An 18,366-nucleotide genomic window follows, 5' to 3' on the forward strand; every position below is an offset into this window, starting at 1 on the left:
GTGTGGGGCCAGCAGATCCCGGGGTGGGGTGGCCTGGTCACCGTCGACGCGGCTGGCCAGCAGTTCCACCGCCAGTTCGGCGATGCGTTCCACGTCCTTCAACCTGTGTCGCACGGTGTCCCTCCCGCCGGTCGCGGTGGTGCGGACTCTAGCGCCGCGGTCGGGGCACGTACAACGGTGCCGCTGCCCGGGAGGTCAGCCGGTGGGTGACGGCTGGCGGGGCTCCGCGGTGGCGCCCCCACGCCGGGCCAGCCGGTTGCGGCGGTAACCGTAACCAAAGTAGATCAACGCGCCGAGCAGCATCCAGACGCCGAACCGCAGCCAGGTCTCCACCGACAGGTTCAGCATCAGGTACAGACAGGCCAACGCGGAGACGATCGGCAGCACCGGGGAGAACGGCACCCTGAACGGCCGGTCCAGTTCCGGGCGCTTACGGCGCAGGATCGGCACCGCGATCGACACGATCACGAACGCGCAGAGCGCGCCGATGCTGACCAGGTCGGCCAGCGCCGACAGCGGCAGGAAGCCGGCGAGCAGGGCGACCGCCACGGTCATCACGGCGGAGATCCGGTACGGGGTGCCCCAGCGCGGGTGGATCGCGGCGACCGAGGGTGGGATCAACCCGTCCCGGGCGATGGCGAACCCGATCCGACCCATGGCCACCAGGTCGACCAGGATGACGCTGGTCAGGCCGGCGACCGCGGCGATGGAGACCAGGACCCCGGCCCAGCCCGCGCCGACCGCGTTGAAGGCCGCCGCGATGGGAGCACTTCGGTCGATCTCGGTGTACGGCACCATGCCGACCATGACCAGCGAGACGCCGACGTAGAGCACGGTCGAGATCAGCAGCGTGCCGAGCAGGCCCAGGGTGAGATCCCGGCGGGGTCGCCGGGTCTCCTCCCCCAGGTTGGCCACCGCCTCGAAACCGGTGTAGGCGAAGAAGACCACGGCGGCGGCACTGAGCACGCCGACGAAACCGAACACCGACGGTTCCAGCCCGAAGAGGGCCTGGGTGACCGGCTGCCTGATGCCTTCGTCGCCGGGCCCGGCAGGAGCGGCCGGCGGGATGAACGGGGTGAGGTTGGCGGCCTTCACGAAGAACAGGCCGGCGGCCACGACGAAGACACAGATGCCGACCTTCACCAGCACCAGGAGGTTGGTCACCCGGGCGGACTCGCGGACGCCGACGATGGCGACGGCACCGAGCAGCAGCACGATGCCGATCGCGCCGAGGTTGACGACGCTGCCCTCCTCACCGAACCAGGTGGTGGGCAACCCGAGGAGTTCGGCGAGATAGCCGGACCAGCCGCGGGCCACCACCGCCGCGCCGAGCGCGAACTCCAGTAGCAGGTCCCAGCCGATGATCCAGGCGACTATCTCGCCCATGGTGGCGTACGCGTAGGTGTAGGCGCTGCCGGCGGCCGGCACACTGGAGGCCAGTTCGGCGTAGCAGAGGGCCGCGAGCAGGGCGACCACCCCGGCGATGGCGAACGAGATCACCACCCCCGGACCGGCGCTGTCCCGGGCCTCGATGCCGGTGAGCGTGAAGATGCCGGTGCCGATCACGATGCCGATGCCGAAGCCGGTCAGATCCCGGGCCCGGAGGTGACGCCGCAGACCCGGCCGGTCCTCATCTGCGTCGGTCCGGCTCTGGGCGATCACCTCGCTGATCGGCTTGGTACGCAGCACGGACACCGCGCCCCCCTCTCACCGCGCGACCACCCTGGTCGCGACCGATGACCGGCGTTGTTACCCAGCTCAGGGATCTGTCAATCACCCACCTCAGGTGGGTCTCGCCGCCGCTACCCCCGCCGTCGCCCCGTCCCCGGTTCAGGCCCACTCGCAGCGGCCCAGCTCCCAGCGGGCCGGTCCGGGCTGGCGTGGTGTCACCGACCCGGTGGTGCCGAACCGCACCGAGTCCCCGCGCAGGTCGGGGTGCTCCACCGCGAGGGCCACCGCCGCCGCCTCCTCCAGCCCCCACGTCCCGCCCTCGCCGTACGCGGCGTCGAAGGCCGCGTCGCCCAGCCTGCGTCGCAGCTTCGCCTGCTCGTCGATCCAGTAGGGGCCGTAGATGCCGGGCGAGGCACGTAGCCGTGCCCGCGTCGCCTGGGCCGCGCCGAAGAGCCGCGCCGCGGTGACCGGATCGTCGGCGGCGCACCGCACGGCCACCGCGCTGACCGTGTCGCAGGCCCGCCCGTGGTAGCCGTGACTCATCCGCGACCGCAGCGCCACCAGCAGGTGCTCGTGCGCCGCGACCTGGTCGCCGCGGGTCAGCGCGACCATGCCCAGCAGCATGTCCACCGACCGGCGGCCCCGCTCGACCGGGCGGGCCGCCTCCACCGGACGGGCCGCGCCGAGCAGTTCGGCCGCCTCGTCCAACGCTCCGCGACGCCACAGCAGCTCGGCCAGGTTGTAGACGGCGAAGAGCGCCTCGCCGGCCACCTCCCGCTCCCGCGCCCAGTCGATGACCTCCCGGCAGACCCGCTCCGCCTCCAGGAACTGCCCCATGTCGATCAGCGGCGCGGCCCGCCCGGCCAGCACCCGGGCGAGCAGGCCGGCGTCGCCGGCCTGCCGGGCCGCCGCCTCCGCCCGCCGCGAGTAGCGCAACTCCTCGGCGAACTCACCGTCCGCCCCGGCGTGCAGCGAGTGCAGGTGGTACGCCGCCGCCAGCTCCGCCTCCGGAATCGACTCGCCGGTCTCCGCGATGCGGCCGTGTAGCCGGAACAGCCAGAGCCGGGCCTCCCGGGACAGGCCACGCTCCCGCCACCACTGATCCAGGCCACCGGCCAGCCGCAGCCCGACCCGGGCGCTGCCGCCGGTGGCGCACCAGCGCAGCGCCGCCCGCAGTTCCCCGGCCAGCGGGTCCAGCGCGTACAGGGAGAGGGTGACCGGGCGGCCGTCGGGCCCGAGGTGGGCCTGCTCCAGCGCGTACGCCGACCACGCCACGTGCCGGTCCCGGGCGGCCTGCTCCTCGCCCGCCTCGGCCAACCGCCGGGCCGCGTACGCGCGGATCGGGTCGAGCATCCGGTAGGTGCTGCCCGTGACGTGCGGCTCGGCCACCACCATCGACTTGTCGACCAGCACCGAGAGCGGGTCGATCGGATCCTCGTCGAGCAGCCATTCGACCGTGGGCAGACTGACCGGCCCAGCGAACACCGCAAGCCAACGCAGCAACCGGGCCGCGCGGAGCCCCAACGTCCGGTACGACCAGGTCACCGTGGCCTGCATGGTGAGATGCCGCTCGGCGGCGGACCGCTGCACGGCCCGGTGCGCCGGCGACGGCGGTGTGCTGCCGGACGCGGCGGCGACCAGGTCGACGGTGTCCCGCTGGTTGCCCATCCAGGAGGGACACACCGACGGGGCACTGTCGAGCCGCCCGGCGTCCAGAGTGCCCAGCACATCGTCGAGACGGGCGGCGAGCTGCCCGGCGGAGAGCACCCGCAGCCGGGCGGCGGCCAGCTCGATCGCCAACGGCAGACCGTCCAGCCGCTGCGCCACCCGGCGTAGGTCACCGATCTCCGCCCAGTCCGGCGGTCGGCCACCCCGGGCCGCCGCCGTCCGGTCCAGCAGCAGGGCCACCGCGTCGCTCTCGGCGGGCCCCGGCTGCGGGTCCACCGACAGCGGCGGGATCCGCCAGACCACCTCGCCGGGCAGGTTGAACGACTCCCGGCTGGTGGCCAGCACCCGCATCCCGCCGCCACCGGCGAGCAGTCGGGAGATCACCTCCGCGCAGGCGGCGGGCTGGGCGTCACAGGTGTCCAGCACCACCAGCATCCGGCGTGGGGCCGCGTACTCGACCAGGGTGTCCAGCATCGGGCGGCCCGGTTCCGGACGCAGCCCGAGCACGGCGGCGACCGCGAACGCCACCAGGCCCGGGTCGGTGACCGTGGCGATGTCCACGAACCACACCCCGTCCGGGTACGCCTCGACCAGCCCGGAGGCCAGTTCCACGGCGAGCCGGGTCTTGCCCGCGCCACCGGCGCCGAGGACGGTGACCAGCCGGTGCCGACGGATCAGCAGGTCCAGCTCCGCCCGTTCGGCCTGCCGGCCGATGAAGGAGGTGATCTGGGTGGGCAGGTTGTGGGCCACCGCTTCGGCGGTGCGCGGTCGAGGGAACTGCCGCTCCAGGCCGGGCGCGACGAGTTGGAAGAGCCGCTCCCGGTCGTCGAAGCCACGCAGCCGGTGCAGCCCGAGGTCGAGCAGGGACGCGCCGTCCGGAAGCGGGTCGGCGAGCCGGGCGGTCGACGCGGAGCAGAGCACCTGCCCGCCGTGCGCGGCGGCGGCGACCCGGGCGGCCCGGTGTACCTCCGGGCTGGCGTACTCGCCGTCGCGCGGTTCGGCGTACCCGGTGTGCAGCCCCATCCGTACCCGGGGTGGCGCCTCCGGGTTGGGCCAGTGGTGCGTGGACAGTGCCCGCTGCCCGGCCAGGCAGGCGGTGAGCGCCGCCGACGCGTCCGGGAAGGCGAGGAAGAACGAGTCCCCCTCGGTCAGCAGTTCCGCACCGTCGGTCGCGACGAGGGTGTCCCGCAACAGCCGACGATGTTCCCGCAGCACCGGGCGGTAGTCGGCGCCGAGCAGCTGAGCCAGTCGGGTCGAGCCCTCGATGTCGGTGAAAACGAAGGTCACCCAACCGGTCGGGAGGGAAATCCGTGGCGACATGCGTGGCACCTCCGGCCCTGACGTCAGGTTCGATACTGCCGTATGGTCAGACCGTCACGCATCGTGAGAACGGCCGGGCGACGCCCGACCCGAAGGTGCCACCCGACCTGGCGGACGGCGCGACGGCGGACCGGGCCCGGCCGGCGCGGCGACGGTCAGCCGCAGCAGCCGCCGCCGCAGCACCCGCCGCCGGTCGGGGCCGCCGGGGCGCTCGACGGGACTTTCGCCCCGCCTCGACCGGTGAACGCGACGGTGGACAGCAGCTTGACCGTGTCGGCGTGCCCCTGCGGGCAGGACGCCGGCTCACCGGCGTCGGCCATCGGGCGGTTGACCTCGAAGGTGTCGCCGCAGGCGCGGCAGCGGAACTCGTACCGGGGCATGCTTTCAGCGTACGACCGGCCCTGTCGTCGCGGGGGACATGGGTAATACTCGACGGGTGTCCAGCGGCGAGGAGGGTGCGAGGATGCGACCCCTGCGACCGGCGACGCCGTCAGGCAGCTCCGGCACCGTCCCCGATCCCGACCCGGCGAACCCCGACGGGCCGCAGGCCGACGGGTCCGCAGCGGACCCGGCGCAGGCCGGCGAGGCCCGCCGGGAAGCGGCCGAGGACAAGGTGGTCAAGGGCCCGGCCCGACGGCGGCTGCCGTTCGCGCACGCCGTGCGGCTGCCTCCGCCTCGGCAGGCGGTGGCCGGGGCGGCCCGGGCCACCCGGGCCTGGGCCCGGCGGCCCAGCGGCCGGCTGACCCTCTCCGGGGTGTTCCTCCTCGCGCTGGTCACCACGACCGGCGCGGTGGGTGCCGTGGTGGTCCCGTCGGCGGTGCGGTCCACGACGCCGGTCGCCGCGGACGCGACCGACTCGAGCGTCGCCGTGGTGCCCCCACCGGGGGCGCTGCCCGACGGCACCGCGGCGGTGGTTCCCGGACCGCCCGTGTCCCCCGGGTTCTCCGCCACCGCCGTCCCGGGCGGGGTGGCGACGAGCGCCCCGGCGGCCGTTCCCGGCACCGCGCGGCCGGCCGACGCGATCGCCGAGTGGGCGCGGGTCACCGGCGCGAAAGTGGGCGTCTCCCCGGTGGCGATGCAGGCGTACGGCTTCGCCGAGCTGGCGCTGGCCGAGACGCACCGCGGCTGCCAGCTCAGCTGGACCACGCTCGCCGCGATCGGCTACGTCGAGTCCCGGCACGGGCAGGCCAACGGCGCCACGTTGAAGTCGACCGGCCGGGCCGAGCCGGAGATCATCGGCGACCCGCTCGACGGCAACGGCGGCCGTTCCCTGATCCGGGACACCGACCGGGGGCTGTTCGACCGGGACACCACCTACGACCGGGCGATCGGGCCGATGCAGTTCATCCCGACCACCTGGCAGGAGATCGGCGCGGACGCCGACAACGACGGCCGGAAGGACCCGCACGACCTGGACGACGCGACGCTGGCCGCCGGGCGGTACCTGTGCAAGGGCGGTCGGAACATGACCGTCCCGGGTGACTGGTGGGGCGCCATCCTGTCCTACAACGACGTGCGCCGCTACGCCACCGACGTCTTCGACAAGGCCAACGAGTACGGGCGGACCAGCCGTACGTGACGTGATCGGCCGCATACATTGCCGGACCGGACACTTCCCCCGGACAGCTCTTGCCGGCAAGCTGTACGGGTGATGGTGCGCGAGTGGGATCCCCGGACCGCGTCGTCCGACGAGATCGGATCCGTGCTGGAGACGCTGAACGCGGTCCTGGCGTCGGATCTCCCGCAGGATCCGCCCTGGCGGGAGGGGTCGCTGCGGGAGTATCTGTCCGAGGTGATGCCGGGCGAACGGCGGATCTCCTGGGTCGCCGAGGCCGGTGCCGGCCCCGACGGCACCCCCGGCCGGATCCTCGGGCACGTGCACGTGCTGCTGCTCGGGGACATCGGCGTACTGGAGGTGCTGGTGCACCCGTCGGTGCGCCGCACCGGCCTGGGCCGGCAGTTGGTGCTGACCGCGGCCCGCCGGGTCTACCAGGAGGGTTTCCGCTCGATTGGCGTCGAGGTGGTCGGTGACACCCCGGCCGTCGCCTTCTACGAGTCGCTCGGTTTCGCCCGCGAGTACGTCGAGACCCGCAGCGTGCTCGACCTGGCCTCGGTGGACTGGCCGGCGTTGACCGAGATGGCCGGCGGGGTGGGCGCCGGCTACCATCTCGAGTTCTGCCCGGGCGGGCCGCCGGACGAACTGATCGAGGCGTACGCCCGGGCCAAGGCCGAGGTGCGCGACGTCGGCGACGGTGAGCTGCGCCCCAGTTCGTACGATCCGCAGCGGCTGCGGGACAGCCTCGACACCCTGCACCGGCGCGGCATGAAGCCGTACATCGTGCTGGCCCTGCACGAGCAGACCGGGGAGGTGGCCGGGCTGACCGAGGTGGTGGTGCCGGCGCAGCACCCCACCCGCGCCGACCAGTACGACACCATCGTGGTGCAGGACCACCGCGGCTACGGCATCGACCGGGCGATCAAGGCCCGGATGCTGCTGGAGCTGCGCTCGGCCGAGCCCGAACTGGTCGAGGTGCAGACCTGGAACGCGCAGGCCAACGAGGCCATGCTGAAGGTGAACGCCGAGCTGGGCTACCGCCCCGACCGGGAGTGGTGCGAGTACAGCGTGGATGTCGCGGAGCTGGTGCACCGTCTCGACAGGGCCCGCTGACCTCGACGGCAATTCACCACATCGCCGGCCGGGGGATGGACGGCGGCCAACGACGGCCTTTAGCGTGCGGGGGTTCACGTCCACCCATCGTGGAGGCCCCATGCGCCCGCGCCGCAGATCCGCCGCGCTCGCCACAGCCGCCGCCGTCACCCTCGCGGGTGTCGGCGTCGCACCGGTCGCGGCCAGCGCCGCGCCCACCGACCTGTTCATTTCGGAGTACGTCGAGGGCTCGTCCAACAACAAGGCGATCGAGCTGTTCAACGGCACCGCTTCCGCCGTCGACCTGACGGCCGGCGGCTACCAGCTCCAGCTGTACTTCAACGGCGCCGGCACGGCCACCACTGTGGCGCTCGGCGGCGTCGTCGCCCCCGGCGACGTGTTCGTCCTCGCCGCCTCGTCGGCCGCCCCGGCGATCCTCGCCCAGGCCGATCAGACGTACGCCTCGGCACTGTTCAACGGTGACGACGCGATCGTGCTGCGCAAGGGCGGCACGGTGCTCGACTCGATCGGCCAGGTCGGCGTCGACCCGGGCACCGAGTGGGGCAGCGGGCTCACCAGCACCGCCGACAACACGCTGCGCCGGCTGCCGTCGGTCTCGGCCGGGGACACCGACCCGTCCGACCCGTTCGATCCGGCCGCCGAGTGGGCGGGCTTCCCGACCGACACCTTCGACGGCCTGGGCGCGCACTCCGTGGCAGACGGTGGCCCGGTCGACCAGCCGGCCAGCCTGAACTGCGGCGGCGCGTTGACCGTGGCGGCGGGCGCGAGCGCCACCCGCCAGGTCACCGCCTCCGACACGGACGACACCGTCGTCGACCTCGCGGTCACCGCGGTCGCCCCGACGCCCGCCGCCGGGACGATCACCCGTACGGCGTTCACCCCCGCCACCGCGGCCGGCGGTACGGCCACCGCCACGGTCACCGCCAGCGGCCTGCCCGCCGGGGCGTACGCGGTCACCCTGACCGCCACCGACACCGAGGGCACCACCGCCACCTGCACGTTCACCGTGCAGGCCACCGCGTTGCTGTCGGTGGGCGAGGTGCAGGGCCGTACCGGCGACGACGAGAACGGCCGCGCCGACCGGTCTCCGCTCGCCCCGGCCACCGGCAACGGCACCAGCTCCCTCCTGCACGACGTGCGGGGCGTGATCACGCAGAAGTCCCTCACCCGCACCTCGGCCGGCGCCGACCAGCACGGTTTCTACCTGCAGAGCCGCCGGGGCACCGAGGACGGCGACCGGCTCACCTCGGACGGGATCTTCGTCTTCACCGGGTCGTTCACCACCCTGATCGGTGGCTACACGCCGACGGTCGGCGACGAGGTGGTGCTGCGCGGCCGGGTGTCGGAGTACTTCAACCAGACCCAGCTCTCCAGCGCCTCGCTGGTGCGCAGGCTGGACTCCGGCCTGGACGTGAACACCGCCGTGGCGGTGGCCGACGCGGTCCCGCCGGCGGAGGTGGCCGACGCGGACCGGTTCTGGGAACGGCACGAGGGTGCCCGGGTGCGGGTCCGTGCCGGTAGCGCGGTGACCGGGCCCCGGGACGTCTTCGGCTCCACCGCCGATTCGGAGGTCTGGGTGGTGGACCGGGACGACCCGCTGCTGAAGCGGACCGACCCGTACGCCCGCCGGGTCTTCCGGGACGCGCACCCGCTCGATGACGTGCCGCAGCGGCTCTTCGACAACGGCAACGGCCAACGGATCCTGCTGGGCGGCGGCGGCGTGAAGGCCACCGCCGGGGACTCGACGGCGCTGCTGCCGCCGGCCCGCACCTTCGACACGGTGGCCGCCGACGGGTACGGGGCGGTCTCCTACGGCTTCAACAAGTTCAGCGTGCAGCCGGAGGCGGTTTCGCTCACCGCCGGAGTCGACCCGTCGCGGAACAGCCCGCCGAAGCCGGCCGACCGGCAGCGGGAGGTCGCCGTGGCGACCTACAACGTGGAGAACCTCTACGACCACCGGGACGACCCGTTCGACGGCTGTGACTTCGCCGGCAACGCCGGCTGTCCCGGGGTGAGTCCGCCGTTCGACTACGTTCCGGCCGACGAGGAGGACTACCGCCGGCACCTGGCGGCGCTCGCCGACCAGATCCGCAACGACCTGCACGCCCCCGACCTGGTCCTGGTGCAGGAGGCCGAGGACCAGGACATCTGCGCGGTCTCCGGCGACCGGCTGGTCTGCGGTGACCGCGACGACGCCGACGGAGCCCCGGACACCCTGCAGGAGTTGGCGCTGACCGTGGCGGCCGGCGGCGGCCCGGCGTACGCCGCCGCGTACGACCGGACGGGCGCGGACGCCCGGGGGATCACGTCGGCGTTCCTCTACCGGACCGACCGGCTGTCGCTGGCCCCGGTGACCGCCGCCGACCCGCTGTTCGGTGCCGCCCCGTCGGTGCGGTACCGCGCGGCGGGGCTGCCGTCCAACGCGGACGTGCAGAATCCGAAGGCGCTCAACGCGCAACTGCCGGCCGACACCGACACGTCGACCGGCCGGGACGGGCCCAACGTCTACACCCGTGCCCCGCAGTTGGGCAGGTTCGTGGTGCGGGCGGCGCCGGGATCGACGGAGTCCTTCGTGCTGTACGCGCTGAGCAACCACTACTCCTCCGGGCCGGACAGCCGGGTCGGGCAGCGCACCGAGCAGGCCGCGTACGGGGCGGCGATCGTCACCGCCGTCGAGGAGTCGGACCCGCACGCCCGGGTCGTGTACGGCGGGGACCTGAACGTCTTCCCCCGACCGGACGACCCGATCGCCACCGGCGCGAACCCGACCCCGTCGGATCAGTTGGCCCCGCTCTACCGGGCGGGTCTGCACAACCTCTGGGACAGCCTGGTGGCGGACGTACCGTCGGCGGCGTACTCGTACAGCTTCCAGGGCTCGGCGCAGACGCTGGACAGCATCTTCGTCAACGACACGCTCCACGACGACCTGGTGCAGGTGCGCACGGCGCACGTCAACGCCGACTGGCCGGCGGAGCACACCGGTGACGGATCGCGCGGTGCCAGCGACCACGACCCGTCGGTCGCCCGGTTCCGGGCCCAGCCGGCGCTGCGGGTCGCCGACGTGTCGGTGGTGGAGGGCGACAAGGGCGACCGCACGCTGACGTTCCAGGTGACCGTCTCCCGGCCGCTGTCCCAGCCGACGACGCTCTGCGCCGCCACCGTCGGCCTGAGCGCGCTGCCCTGGTCGGACTTCACCCCGTACGTCGGATGTCGGGTGCTGCCCGCCGGGCAGAGCTCGCTGGCCTTCCCGGTCACCGTCCGGGGTGACCGGCGGGCCGAGGCGGACGAGACGATGGCCTTCGCGGTCGCCGGTCCGTTGCACCTGCGGTACGCCGACCCACTGGCGACCGGCACCATCAGCAACGACGACTGAGTCTCGACCGGTACGACGACGGCCCGCCGGCCAGGGTGACCCTGACCGGCGGGCCGTCACCAGTAGGAACGCGGGCTGCGGGGCGGGGGCGGCACGTTCCGGTACTTCGCCACCCGCACCTCCCACTGGCTGCGCCGCCGCATCTCGTCCCGGACGGCACGGTTGCGGTAGAACGTCTCCGGCGGTCGGGCCAGCCCGTAGATGTCGGCCCACCACTCGCCCGGCTTCGGGTCGAGGATGGTGTCCAGGTGCGCCGGGTAGCGCCGCTCGGCGCCGTCACGGATGTCGTCGCGGTCCCGCATCGGCTGGAGTACCCGACCGCACCGGTCGACGACCGCCAGGTGGAACCCGCCGACGGCGAGGATCCGGTGCAGCACGGCCAGGCTGGGCAGCAGCTCACCCGCCTCGATCCGACCGACCGTCCCATGGTGCAGCCCGGCGGCGCGGGCGAGCTCCCGCTGGCTGCGGTCGGCTCGTCGGCGGACGGCGCGGACGATGCCGGCGACCGGCCAGACGATCTCGGCGTCGACCGGGCCAGCGACCGGCGGGTCGGGTGCCAAGTTGTCCGGCTCGTCGGGTGGTTCGTCGGCGGAGCGGATCGGTTCGGTCATGGCCCCACCGTCGCGTTCCGTCGGGCCGTTCCGCCACCCCGGCGACGCGTCCTGTGGACAACGACGTCCGCTGTGGAAACCCGGAGGGCGTCTGGCCTCGGCTCCGCTCAGCCGGCCGGCTCCCGGAGCGTCCGAGCCCGCCGGAACAGCACGCCGAGCAGGTGCGCGTAGCCGCGCGCGTCATCGATTGCGCGGTGCGTGTGCGGAATGTTGCCCAGCCATTCGGCGGGCAGGGTGCGGGACGACACGTCGGCGACCGGACGGCCGGTGACCGCTGCGGCGTAGCTTTTCAGGCACAGGCCGGGGCCGTCGAAGAGGCGGTCCTTCTCGTAGGGGCCCGGGACCAGGCCGTAGCGGGTGAAGCGTCGGAGGTAGTAGTCGATCCAGGCACCGTCGAAGGCGATCGGCGAGGCGGCGAACATACGAGGGCCTGGCAGGTCGCGCACCCATCCGACGAACCGCGCCATGACCTCGTGGACGGGCTGCGGATCGGTGGTCGCGGCGGCCCACGCCTCGGGGTGGGTCTGGAACCACGCGTACGTGTCGGGGTTCGGGGCCGCACCCGGGAGCGGTTCGAGGACGGCTTCGAAACTGGCCAGTTCCTCGCCGTCGCCGGTCACGGCAACGGAAGCGAACGATCTCATCGAGTTGGGGCCCGGCCACGGACCATCGACCTCGATGTCCGTGACAACGTAGATCCAGTGGTCCTGACTGTCGGTCATTCCGGTCAAAGCAGACCTCCTCCGGTAGCTTCAGGCCGGCAAGAAGTGTGCCACGGCAACCCTCGACGCATTGACCAACCCGGATCCCGGACCCAAATCCGCAACTCTGCGTGACCATTGCCGGCATTCGCCAAAATGTAACCCTCGGTGAACCCCAACGGGTTCCCCTGACGGGCCGCCGTTCACCGGCCGAGCCAAGCCGGCCGTGAGCAGCCATAGTGCCGAACCCTCAACGAAGGTCGGTCACGCCACTCGGACGCTTTGCTCTGCTACCACATACGCACCGCGCACTCAGCGTGGCTGTCGCGTCCATGGCAGCAGAGCAAAGCGTCCGCATGGGGTCCACCAGCAGCAGAGCAAAGAACACGGAGGGTGATACTGGGAACCACGCACGGTCGACCGCGCCGACCCCGGCTCAGTAGCGCTGGCGGAGCAACTGGGCGGCCTCGACGGCCCAGTAGGTGAGGATGATCTGCGCGCCGGCGCGACGGATCGACGTCAGCGTCTCCAGCATCAGCCGCTCCCGGTCGACCCAACCGTTCGCGGCGGCCGCCTCGACCATCGCGTACTCGCCGGAGACCTGGTAGGCGGCGACCGGGACGTCCACCGCGGCCCGGACCGCCGACACCACGTCGAGATAGGGCAGCGCCGGCTTGACCATCACCATGTCGGCGCCCTCGGCGACATCCAGCGCCACCTCACGCAGCGACTCCCGCAGGTTCGCCGGGTCCTGCTGGTAGGTACGCCGGTCCCCCTCCAGCGCCGATTCGACCGCGTCCCGGAACGGGCCGTAGAACGCCGAGGCGTACTTCACGGCGTACGCGAGCACCGCCACGTCGCAGTGGCCGGCGGCGTCGAGCGCCCGGCGTACCACACCGACCTGGCCGTCCATCATCCCGGACGGCCCGACCACGTCGGCCCCGGCGGCGGCCTGGGCCACCGCCATCTCCGCGTACGCGGCCAGCGTGGCGTCGTTGTCCACCGCGCCGTCCGGGGTGAGCACTCCGCAGTGCCCGTGCGAGGTGAACTCGTCCAGGCAGAGGTCACTCATCACCACCGTGGCGTCGCCCACCTCGGCGACGACGTCGCGGATGGCGACGTTGAGGATGCCGTTCGGGTCGATGCCGCCGGAACCGTACTCGTCCCGGGACGCCGGCACCCCGAACAGCATGATGCCGCCCACCCCGGCCTGGACCGCCTCGACGGCGGCCTTGCGCAGCGAGTCCCGGGAATGCTGGAGCACCCCCGGCAGCGACGCGATGGCCCGCGGCTCGGCCAGCCCCTCCTTGACGAACATCGGCACGACCAGCTCGGCCGGATCGACGCGGGTCTCGGAGACCAGCCGTCGCACGGCCGCGTTGCGGCGCAACCGGCGAGGCCGGATCTCGGGGTACGGCATGAGGGACCTCCCGGAACGATCAGCGGAAGCGGAGGGCGGTCGGCCCCTGCACCTTCGAGCCGCGGCGCTGCTTGGCCGGCATGGCGGCCAGCTTCTCGCGCAACTCGACGGCGTAGGCGGCGAGCGCCTCCACCAGGTCGGGCACCGAGGCGTGCGCAGGCTGCACGTCGACCCGCAGGCCGAACTCGGTCGCGGTCTCCGCCGTCTTGGGCCCGATGACTGCAACAACCGTACGGGCGTGCGGCTTCCCCGCGATGCCGACCAGATTCCGCACCGTGGAGGAGGACGTGAACAGCACCGCGTCGAACCCGCCCGACTTGATGGCGTCCCGGATCTCGGCGGGCGGCGGCGCGGCCCGCACCGTCCGGTACGCGGTCACGTCGTCGACCTCCCAGCCGCGCTCGGTGAGCCCGGCGGCGAGGGTCTCGGTGGCGATGTCGGCGCGCGGCAGCAGCACCCGGCCCACCGGGTCGAGGATCTCGTCGTGCGGCGAGAACTCGGCCAGCAGCCCCTCGGAGGACTGCTCGCCGGAGGGCACCAGTTCCGGCTGGATGCCGAAGGCGCGCACCGCGTCGGCGGTCGCCTCCCCGATACAGGCGATCTTGACGCCACCGAAGTGTCGGGCGTCCAGGCCGTGCTCGGCGAACTTCTCCCAGACCGCACGCACCGCGTTGACCGAGGTGAAGATCACCCAGGCGTACCGGCCGTCGACCAGACCCTTGACCGCCCGCTCCATCTGGGCCGGGGTACGCGGCGGCTCGACCGCGATGGTCGGCACCTCGCAGGGGATGGCCCCGTACGCCCGCAGCCGGGCGCTCATCACCCCGGCCTGCTCCTTGGTCCGGGGGACGAGCACCTTCCAGCCGTACAGCGGGCGGTTCTCCCACCAGCTCAGCTTGTCCCGCTGGCCCACGCCCTGCCCGACGGTGAGCACCACCCGGCCGGTGAAACCGAGCGCCGCCGCGACGAAGGAGTCCACGGTCGACGTGGTGGTGTACTGCGTCTCGCCCGTGCCGTCACCGGTCACCCCGACGCCGGTCGCGCCGTCCACCCCGGCGGCGAGCAGCCCGTCCCGGATCGCGGCCAGGTCACCGGCGTCCACCGCCAGGGCCAGCGAGCCCCGGCCGACCGCGGCGGCCAGCGCGTCGAAGTCCAGCGTGCTGACGTCCTCGACGTCGGCAGCGGTCCGCACCCCCGGCAGCGGCACACCGGCGTAGGTGGCCACCCCCTCGGCCTGACCGACCCCCGGCACCACCTCGAAGTGCGCGGCGGTACGCGCCACCGCCTGCACCTCCCTGACGACCGACTCGTGGCCGAACGGGTCGCCGGCGACCAGGTGCACCGCGTTCAGCCCGGAGCGGGCCGCGGAGATGAGCACCTTGGCCACGTCACCCGGGGCGCCTTCGGCGGGCGTGAACTGCGCGTCGGACCTGGCCTGGGCGCGGACGACGTCGAGCAGCGACTCGGGCAGTCCCCGGTCGTACACGACCTGGTCGGCGTCGACCAGGGCGTCGTGCGCCCGGCGGGTCAGCAGGCCCGGGTCACCGGGGCCCGCCCCGACGAACGCGATCCGGCCTACGGGCTTACGGGTGCGGGTCATTCTGTGCTCCCAATGTGCTGGGTCCCCGGGCCGGTGCTTCCGTCGTGGCCGAGGATCGAGTCGGCGCCGAGGTCGAGGAGTTCGGCGGCTAGTGCCTTGCCGATCTCCGCCGCGTCGGCGGGCGTACCGGTGCGCGACAGCCGGAGGTCACGGGTGCCGTCCGGGCTGATCACCGCCCCGCGCAGGTAGATCTCATCGCCACCCGCGCCACCGGCGAGCGAGCTGGTCGGCTCGCCCTCGGCGATAACGGCATAGGCGGCGACAGGTGCCGAGCACCCGGCCTCCAGGGTGGCCAGCAGCGCCCGCTCCGCGACGACCGCGGCGCGGGACGGTGCGTGGTCGAGCACCGCGAGCAGCTCGACCAGATCGGTGTCGTCGGCCCGGCACTCCACCGCGAGCGCACCCTGGGCGGGCGCGGGCAGCATCAGCATCGGGTCGAGCGTCTCGGTGATCACGTCGGTCCGGCCCAGCCGGGCCAGGCCGGCCCGGGCCAGCACGACCGCGTCGAGGTCGGCGTCCGGGCCGAGCACCCGCCCCAGGCGGGTGTCCACGTTGCCCCGGATCGGGGTGACCTCCAGTTGCATGCCGAGGGCGTGCAGCTGGGCGATACGGCGCAGCGCGCCGGTGCCCACCACCGCGCCGGAGGGCAGCTCGGCGAGGGTACGACCGTCCTTGGCGACCAGCGCGTCGCGCGGATCCTGGCGGGGCGGCACCGCCGCGATGTGCAGGCCGGGCGCGGCGGCGGTGGGCAGGTCCTTGTAGGAGTGCACCGCGAAGTCGATGGCGTCGGCGGCCAGCGCGTCACGCAGTGCGGAGACGAAGACGCCGACGCCGAGCCGGTGCACGGGGGCGGATGAGCGGTCCCCGGCGGTGACGACCTCAACCAGCTCGACCTCGCGGCCGGTGGCCTCGGTAAGGGCCTCGGCGACGTGGCCGGACTGGGCCATCGCCAGGGCACTGCCCCGGGTGCCGAGGCGCAGGGGGCGGGTCATCGCTCACCTCCGGGGTACGTGGTGTCGGTGTCGACCACGTCGGGCACGGTGTCCACCGGGGAGGTCTGCGGCACCTCCAGGTCGAACAGTTCACGCAGCAGCGCGGCGTACTGGTCGCCGCCAGGCTCCGCGGCCAACTGGCGTACCCGCACGGTGGGCTGGTGCAGCAGCCGCTGCACCACCCGGTGCACCGTCCGGGCCACCTCGGCGCGCTGGTCCTCGGTGAGTTCCGGGCGGCGCTGGGCGAGCCGGCGCAGCTCGGTGGAGACCACGTCGTCGGCCCGGCCGCGCAGCGCGGCCACGGTGGGCGCCACGTCGGCGCCGCGCAGCCAGCTCAGGAACGCCTCGACCTCGGTGCTGACGATCCGGGTGACCTCGGCGGTGTCGGTGGCGGCCGGCCCGTCGGCGAGCAGGGCCGCCATCCGGTCGATGTCGATCACCTCGACGCCGGGCAGTTCGGCCACGCCCGGTGCGACGTCGCGCGGCACAGCCAGGTCGAGCAGGACCAGCGGCCCCCGGGCGGCGTCGCGCCGGGCCAGCGCCCGGGTCACCACGTCGATGGTGAGGACCGGTTCGTTGGCCGCGGTGGCGGCCACTACGATGTCCACTGTGGAGAGCGCGTGGACGAGCTCGGCCATCGGGACGGCGTTTGCCCCGTACGACTCGGCCAGCCGGACCGCCCGGTCGGCGCCCCGGTTGGTGACGGTGAGCGGGCCGGCGCCCAGCCGGGAGAGGGTCGCGACGCCCAGCGCGCCCATCGCGCCCGCGCCGACCACCATGGCGGGCCGACCGGTGAGGCCACCGTCGAGGTGACCGGCGGCCAGGTCCAGCGCGGCGGTCACCACACTCTGCCCCGCCTTGTCGATGTTGGTCTCGGCGTGCGCCCGTTTGCCGACCCGCAACGCCTGCTGCATCAGCTCGTGCAGCAGCCGGCCGGCGGCGTCGGCCCCGGTCGCCCAGTGGTACGCGTCACGCAGCTGGCCGAGAATCTGCGCCTCGCCGACCACCATCGAGTCCAGCCCGGCGGCGACCCGGAAGACGTGGTCGACCGCGGCGGCGTCGTAGTGCACGTACAGGTGGTTGGCGAGCGCGGCCGGCGCGGACCCGGCCTGCTCGGCCAGCACGGCGCAGATGTCGCCCAGACCGCCGTGGAATCCGGACACCGCGGCGTAGACCTCCACCCGGTTGCAGGTGGAGATCAGCACCGCCTCGGCGACGTACGGCTGGGCGACCAGCCGGTCCAGGGTTCGGGTGAGTTCGGCGGGGGCCACCGCCAGCTGCTCCAGGGTGGCGACCGGAGCGGTGCGGTAGGACGCGCCGACGACGAGCAGTTTCACGTGCCGATCGCCTCCTGGGTGTCGGTGGCGCCGAGCCCGCCGGGCAGGGCGGTGAGTGCGGACCCGCCGGTGGCCGGGAGCCGGGTCAGTGACGCCTTGCGGTGCTCGTGGAAGGACAGGATCTGCAGCTCGATGGCAAGGTCGACCTTGCGCACGTCGACCCCGTCCGGAACCGAGAGTACGCACGGGGCGAAGTTGAGGATGCTCGTGACACCGACGGCGACGAGCTGGTCGGCCACCGCCTGCGCGGCGCCGGCGGGGGTGGCGATGACCCCGATCGAGATCGACTCCTCGGCAGCCACCTCGGGCAGGTCGTCGACGTGCCGCACCGCCAGCCCGTTGATCACCTCGCCGATCCGGCCCGGGTCGGCGTCGAGGAGCGCGGCGATCCGGAAGCCTCGGCTGGCGAACCCGTCGTAACCGGCCAGGGCGTGACCGAGGTTACCCACGCCGACCAGGGCGACGGCACGCCGTTGGGTGAGCCCGAGTACGTACTCGATCTGGTCGATCAGGAGCGCGACGTCGTAGCCGACGCCCCGGGTGCCGTACGACCCCAGCTGGGAGAGATCCTTGCGGAGCTTGGCCGAGTTGACGCCGGCGGCGCTGGCCAACCCCTCGCTGGACACGGTCTCGTGGCCGGTTTCGGCGAGGCCGTGCAGGGCACGGAGGTACTCGGGGAGCCGCGCGACGGTCGCCTCCGGCAGGTCCGGGAGCGCCGGTACGGCACCGGTGCGGCCGGGCGCGCCAGGGTGACGGTGCTGACTCATGAGACTCCGTGCGGTGCGATCCTCGGCCGGCGACCGACCGTTTCGGGACTCCCGCTGGCGACCGAGGTTGCCGGCTGTGCTAGCAGGGCGCGTCGGAACTACAGGGTAGGCGCTTGTGAAGAGCTGCACAAATCGCGATCTTGGGCCGCGGCGACGCCCGCTCACCAGCCCCCCCCATTCCGCAAGATCGATATTGGTCCGGTCACCGACACCGTCGCGCGATTATTGCTCAATCCCG

General features: G+C 73.2%; 13 protein-coding genes. 3 read left to right on the forward strand and 10 right to left on the reverse strand.

Features of this window, described 5'->3' with window-relative positions; all coding sequences use genetic code 11:
• Window positions 1–195 precede the first annotated feature (195 nt).
• From E1182_RS11535 to E1182_RS11545, 3 genes are all read right to left on the reverse strand, one after another.
• Window positions 196–1,695: an amino acid permease gene (locus tag E1182_RS11535; RefSeq protein WP_132263931.1), complete on the reverse strand. Its 1,500-nt coding sequence runs from the start codon at window positions 1,693–1,695 to the stop codon at window positions 196–198.
• A 135-nt stretch (window positions 1,696–1,830) separates the two neighbouring features.
• Window positions 1,831–4,659 carry an adenylate/guanylate cyclase domain-containing protein gene (locus tag E1182_RS11540; protein WP_132263933.1) on the reverse strand — a complete coding sequence of 943 codons (2,829 nt, stop codon included), beginning with the start codon at window positions 4,657–4,659 and terminating at the stop codon, window positions 1,831–1,833.
• Between the two features lie 155 nt (window positions 4,660–4,814).
• Complete coding sequence (locus E1182_RS11545) at window positions 4,815–5,039, reverse strand: zinc ribbon domain-containing protein (protein ID WP_132263935.1); 225 nt, start codon at window positions 5,037–5,039, stop codon at window positions 4,815–4,817.
• A gap of 83 nt (window positions 5,040–5,122) precedes the next feature.
• Between E1182_RS11545 and E1182_RS11550 the strand changes: the two genes are divergently transcribed.
• The 3 genes from E1182_RS11550 (at window position 5,123) to E1182_RS11560 (ending at window position 10,700) form a co-directional block, all read left to right on the forward strand.
• Window positions 5,123–6,238 carry a lytic murein transglycosylase gene (locus E1182_RS11550; protein WP_371687538.1) on the forward strand — a complete coding sequence of 372 codons (1,116 nt, stop codon included), beginning with the start codon at window positions 5,123–5,125 and terminating at the stop codon, window positions 6,236–6,238.
• 72 nt (window positions 6,239–6,310) lie between these two features.
• Entirely contained in the window at window positions 6,311–7,327 is a 1,017-nt protein-coding gene (locus tag E1182_RS11555; protein WP_132263978.1) for a GNAT family N-acetyltransferase, read from the forward strand.
• Between the two features lie 100 nt (window positions 7,328–7,427).
• On the forward strand, window positions 7,428–10,700 hold the full coding sequence (locus E1182_RS11560) for a lamin tail domain-containing protein (RefSeq protein WP_132263939.1): 3,273 nt from the start codon (window positions 7,428–7,430) through the stop codon (window positions 10,698–10,700).
• A 56-nt stretch (window positions 10,701–10,756) separates the two neighbouring features.
• Here the strand turns inward: E1182_RS11560 and E1182_RS11565 are convergent, their stop codons facing one another.
• The 7 genes from E1182_RS11565 to E1182_RS11595 form a co-directional block, all read right to left on the reverse strand.
• Window positions 10,757–11,311, reverse strand: coding sequence for a helix-turn-helix domain-containing protein (locus E1182_RS11565; RefSeq protein WP_132263941.1), 555 nt, complete (start codon window positions 11,309–11,311; stop codon window positions 10,757–10,759).
• A gap of 107 nt (window positions 11,312–11,418) precedes the next feature.
• On the reverse strand, window positions 11,419–12,033 hold the full coding sequence (locus E1182_RS11570) for a hypothetical protein (protein ID WP_132263943.1): 615 nt from the start codon (window positions 12,031–12,033) through the stop codon (window positions 11,419–11,421).
• A gap of 415 nt (window positions 12,034–12,448) precedes the next feature.
• Window positions 12,449–13,432, reverse strand: a complete 984-nt coding sequence (gene hemB, locus E1182_RS11575; RefSeq protein WP_132263945.1) for a porphobilinogen synthase — start codon at window positions 13,430–13,432, stop codon at window positions 12,449–12,451.
• A gap of 19 nt (window positions 13,433–13,451) precedes the next feature.
• On the reverse strand, window positions 13,452–15,032 hold the full coding sequence (locus E1182_RS11580; protein WP_132263947.1) for a uroporphyrinogen-III synthase: 1,581 nt from the start codon (window positions 15,030–15,032) through the stop codon (window positions 13,452–13,454).
• The gene (hemC, locus tag E1182_RS11585; protein WP_132263949.1) at window positions 15,029–16,024 is read right to left on the reverse strand and encodes a hydroxymethylbilane synthase; all 996 of its coding nucleotides are present in this window, start codon (window positions 16,022–16,024) and stop codon (window positions 15,029–15,031) included. Before hemC ends, E1182_RS11580 begins: the two co-directional genes overlap by 4 nt.
• Window positions 16,021–17,361 (reverse strand): glutamyl-tRNA reductase, encoded by a 1,341-nt coding sequence (locus tag E1182_RS11590; RefSeq protein ID WP_132263951.1) that lies wholly within the window; start codon window positions 17,359–17,361, stop codon window positions 16,021–16,023. Before E1182_RS11590 ends, hemC begins: the two co-directional genes overlap by 4 nt.
• Window positions 17,358–18,128 carry a redox-sensing transcriptional repressor Rex gene (locus E1182_RS11595; protein ID WP_132263953.1) on the reverse strand — a complete coding sequence of 257 codons (771 nt, stop codon included), beginning with the start codon at window positions 18,126–18,128 and terminating at the stop codon, window positions 17,358–17,360. Before E1182_RS11595 ends, E1182_RS11590 begins: the two co-directional genes overlap by 4 nt.
• Window positions 18,129–18,366 lie beyond the last annotated feature (238 nt).

The sequence above is a fragment of the Micromonospora sp. KC721 genome (assembly GCF_004348355.1).
Lineage (GTDB): Bacteria > Actinomycetota > Actinomycetes > Mycobacteriales > Micromonosporaceae > Micromonospora.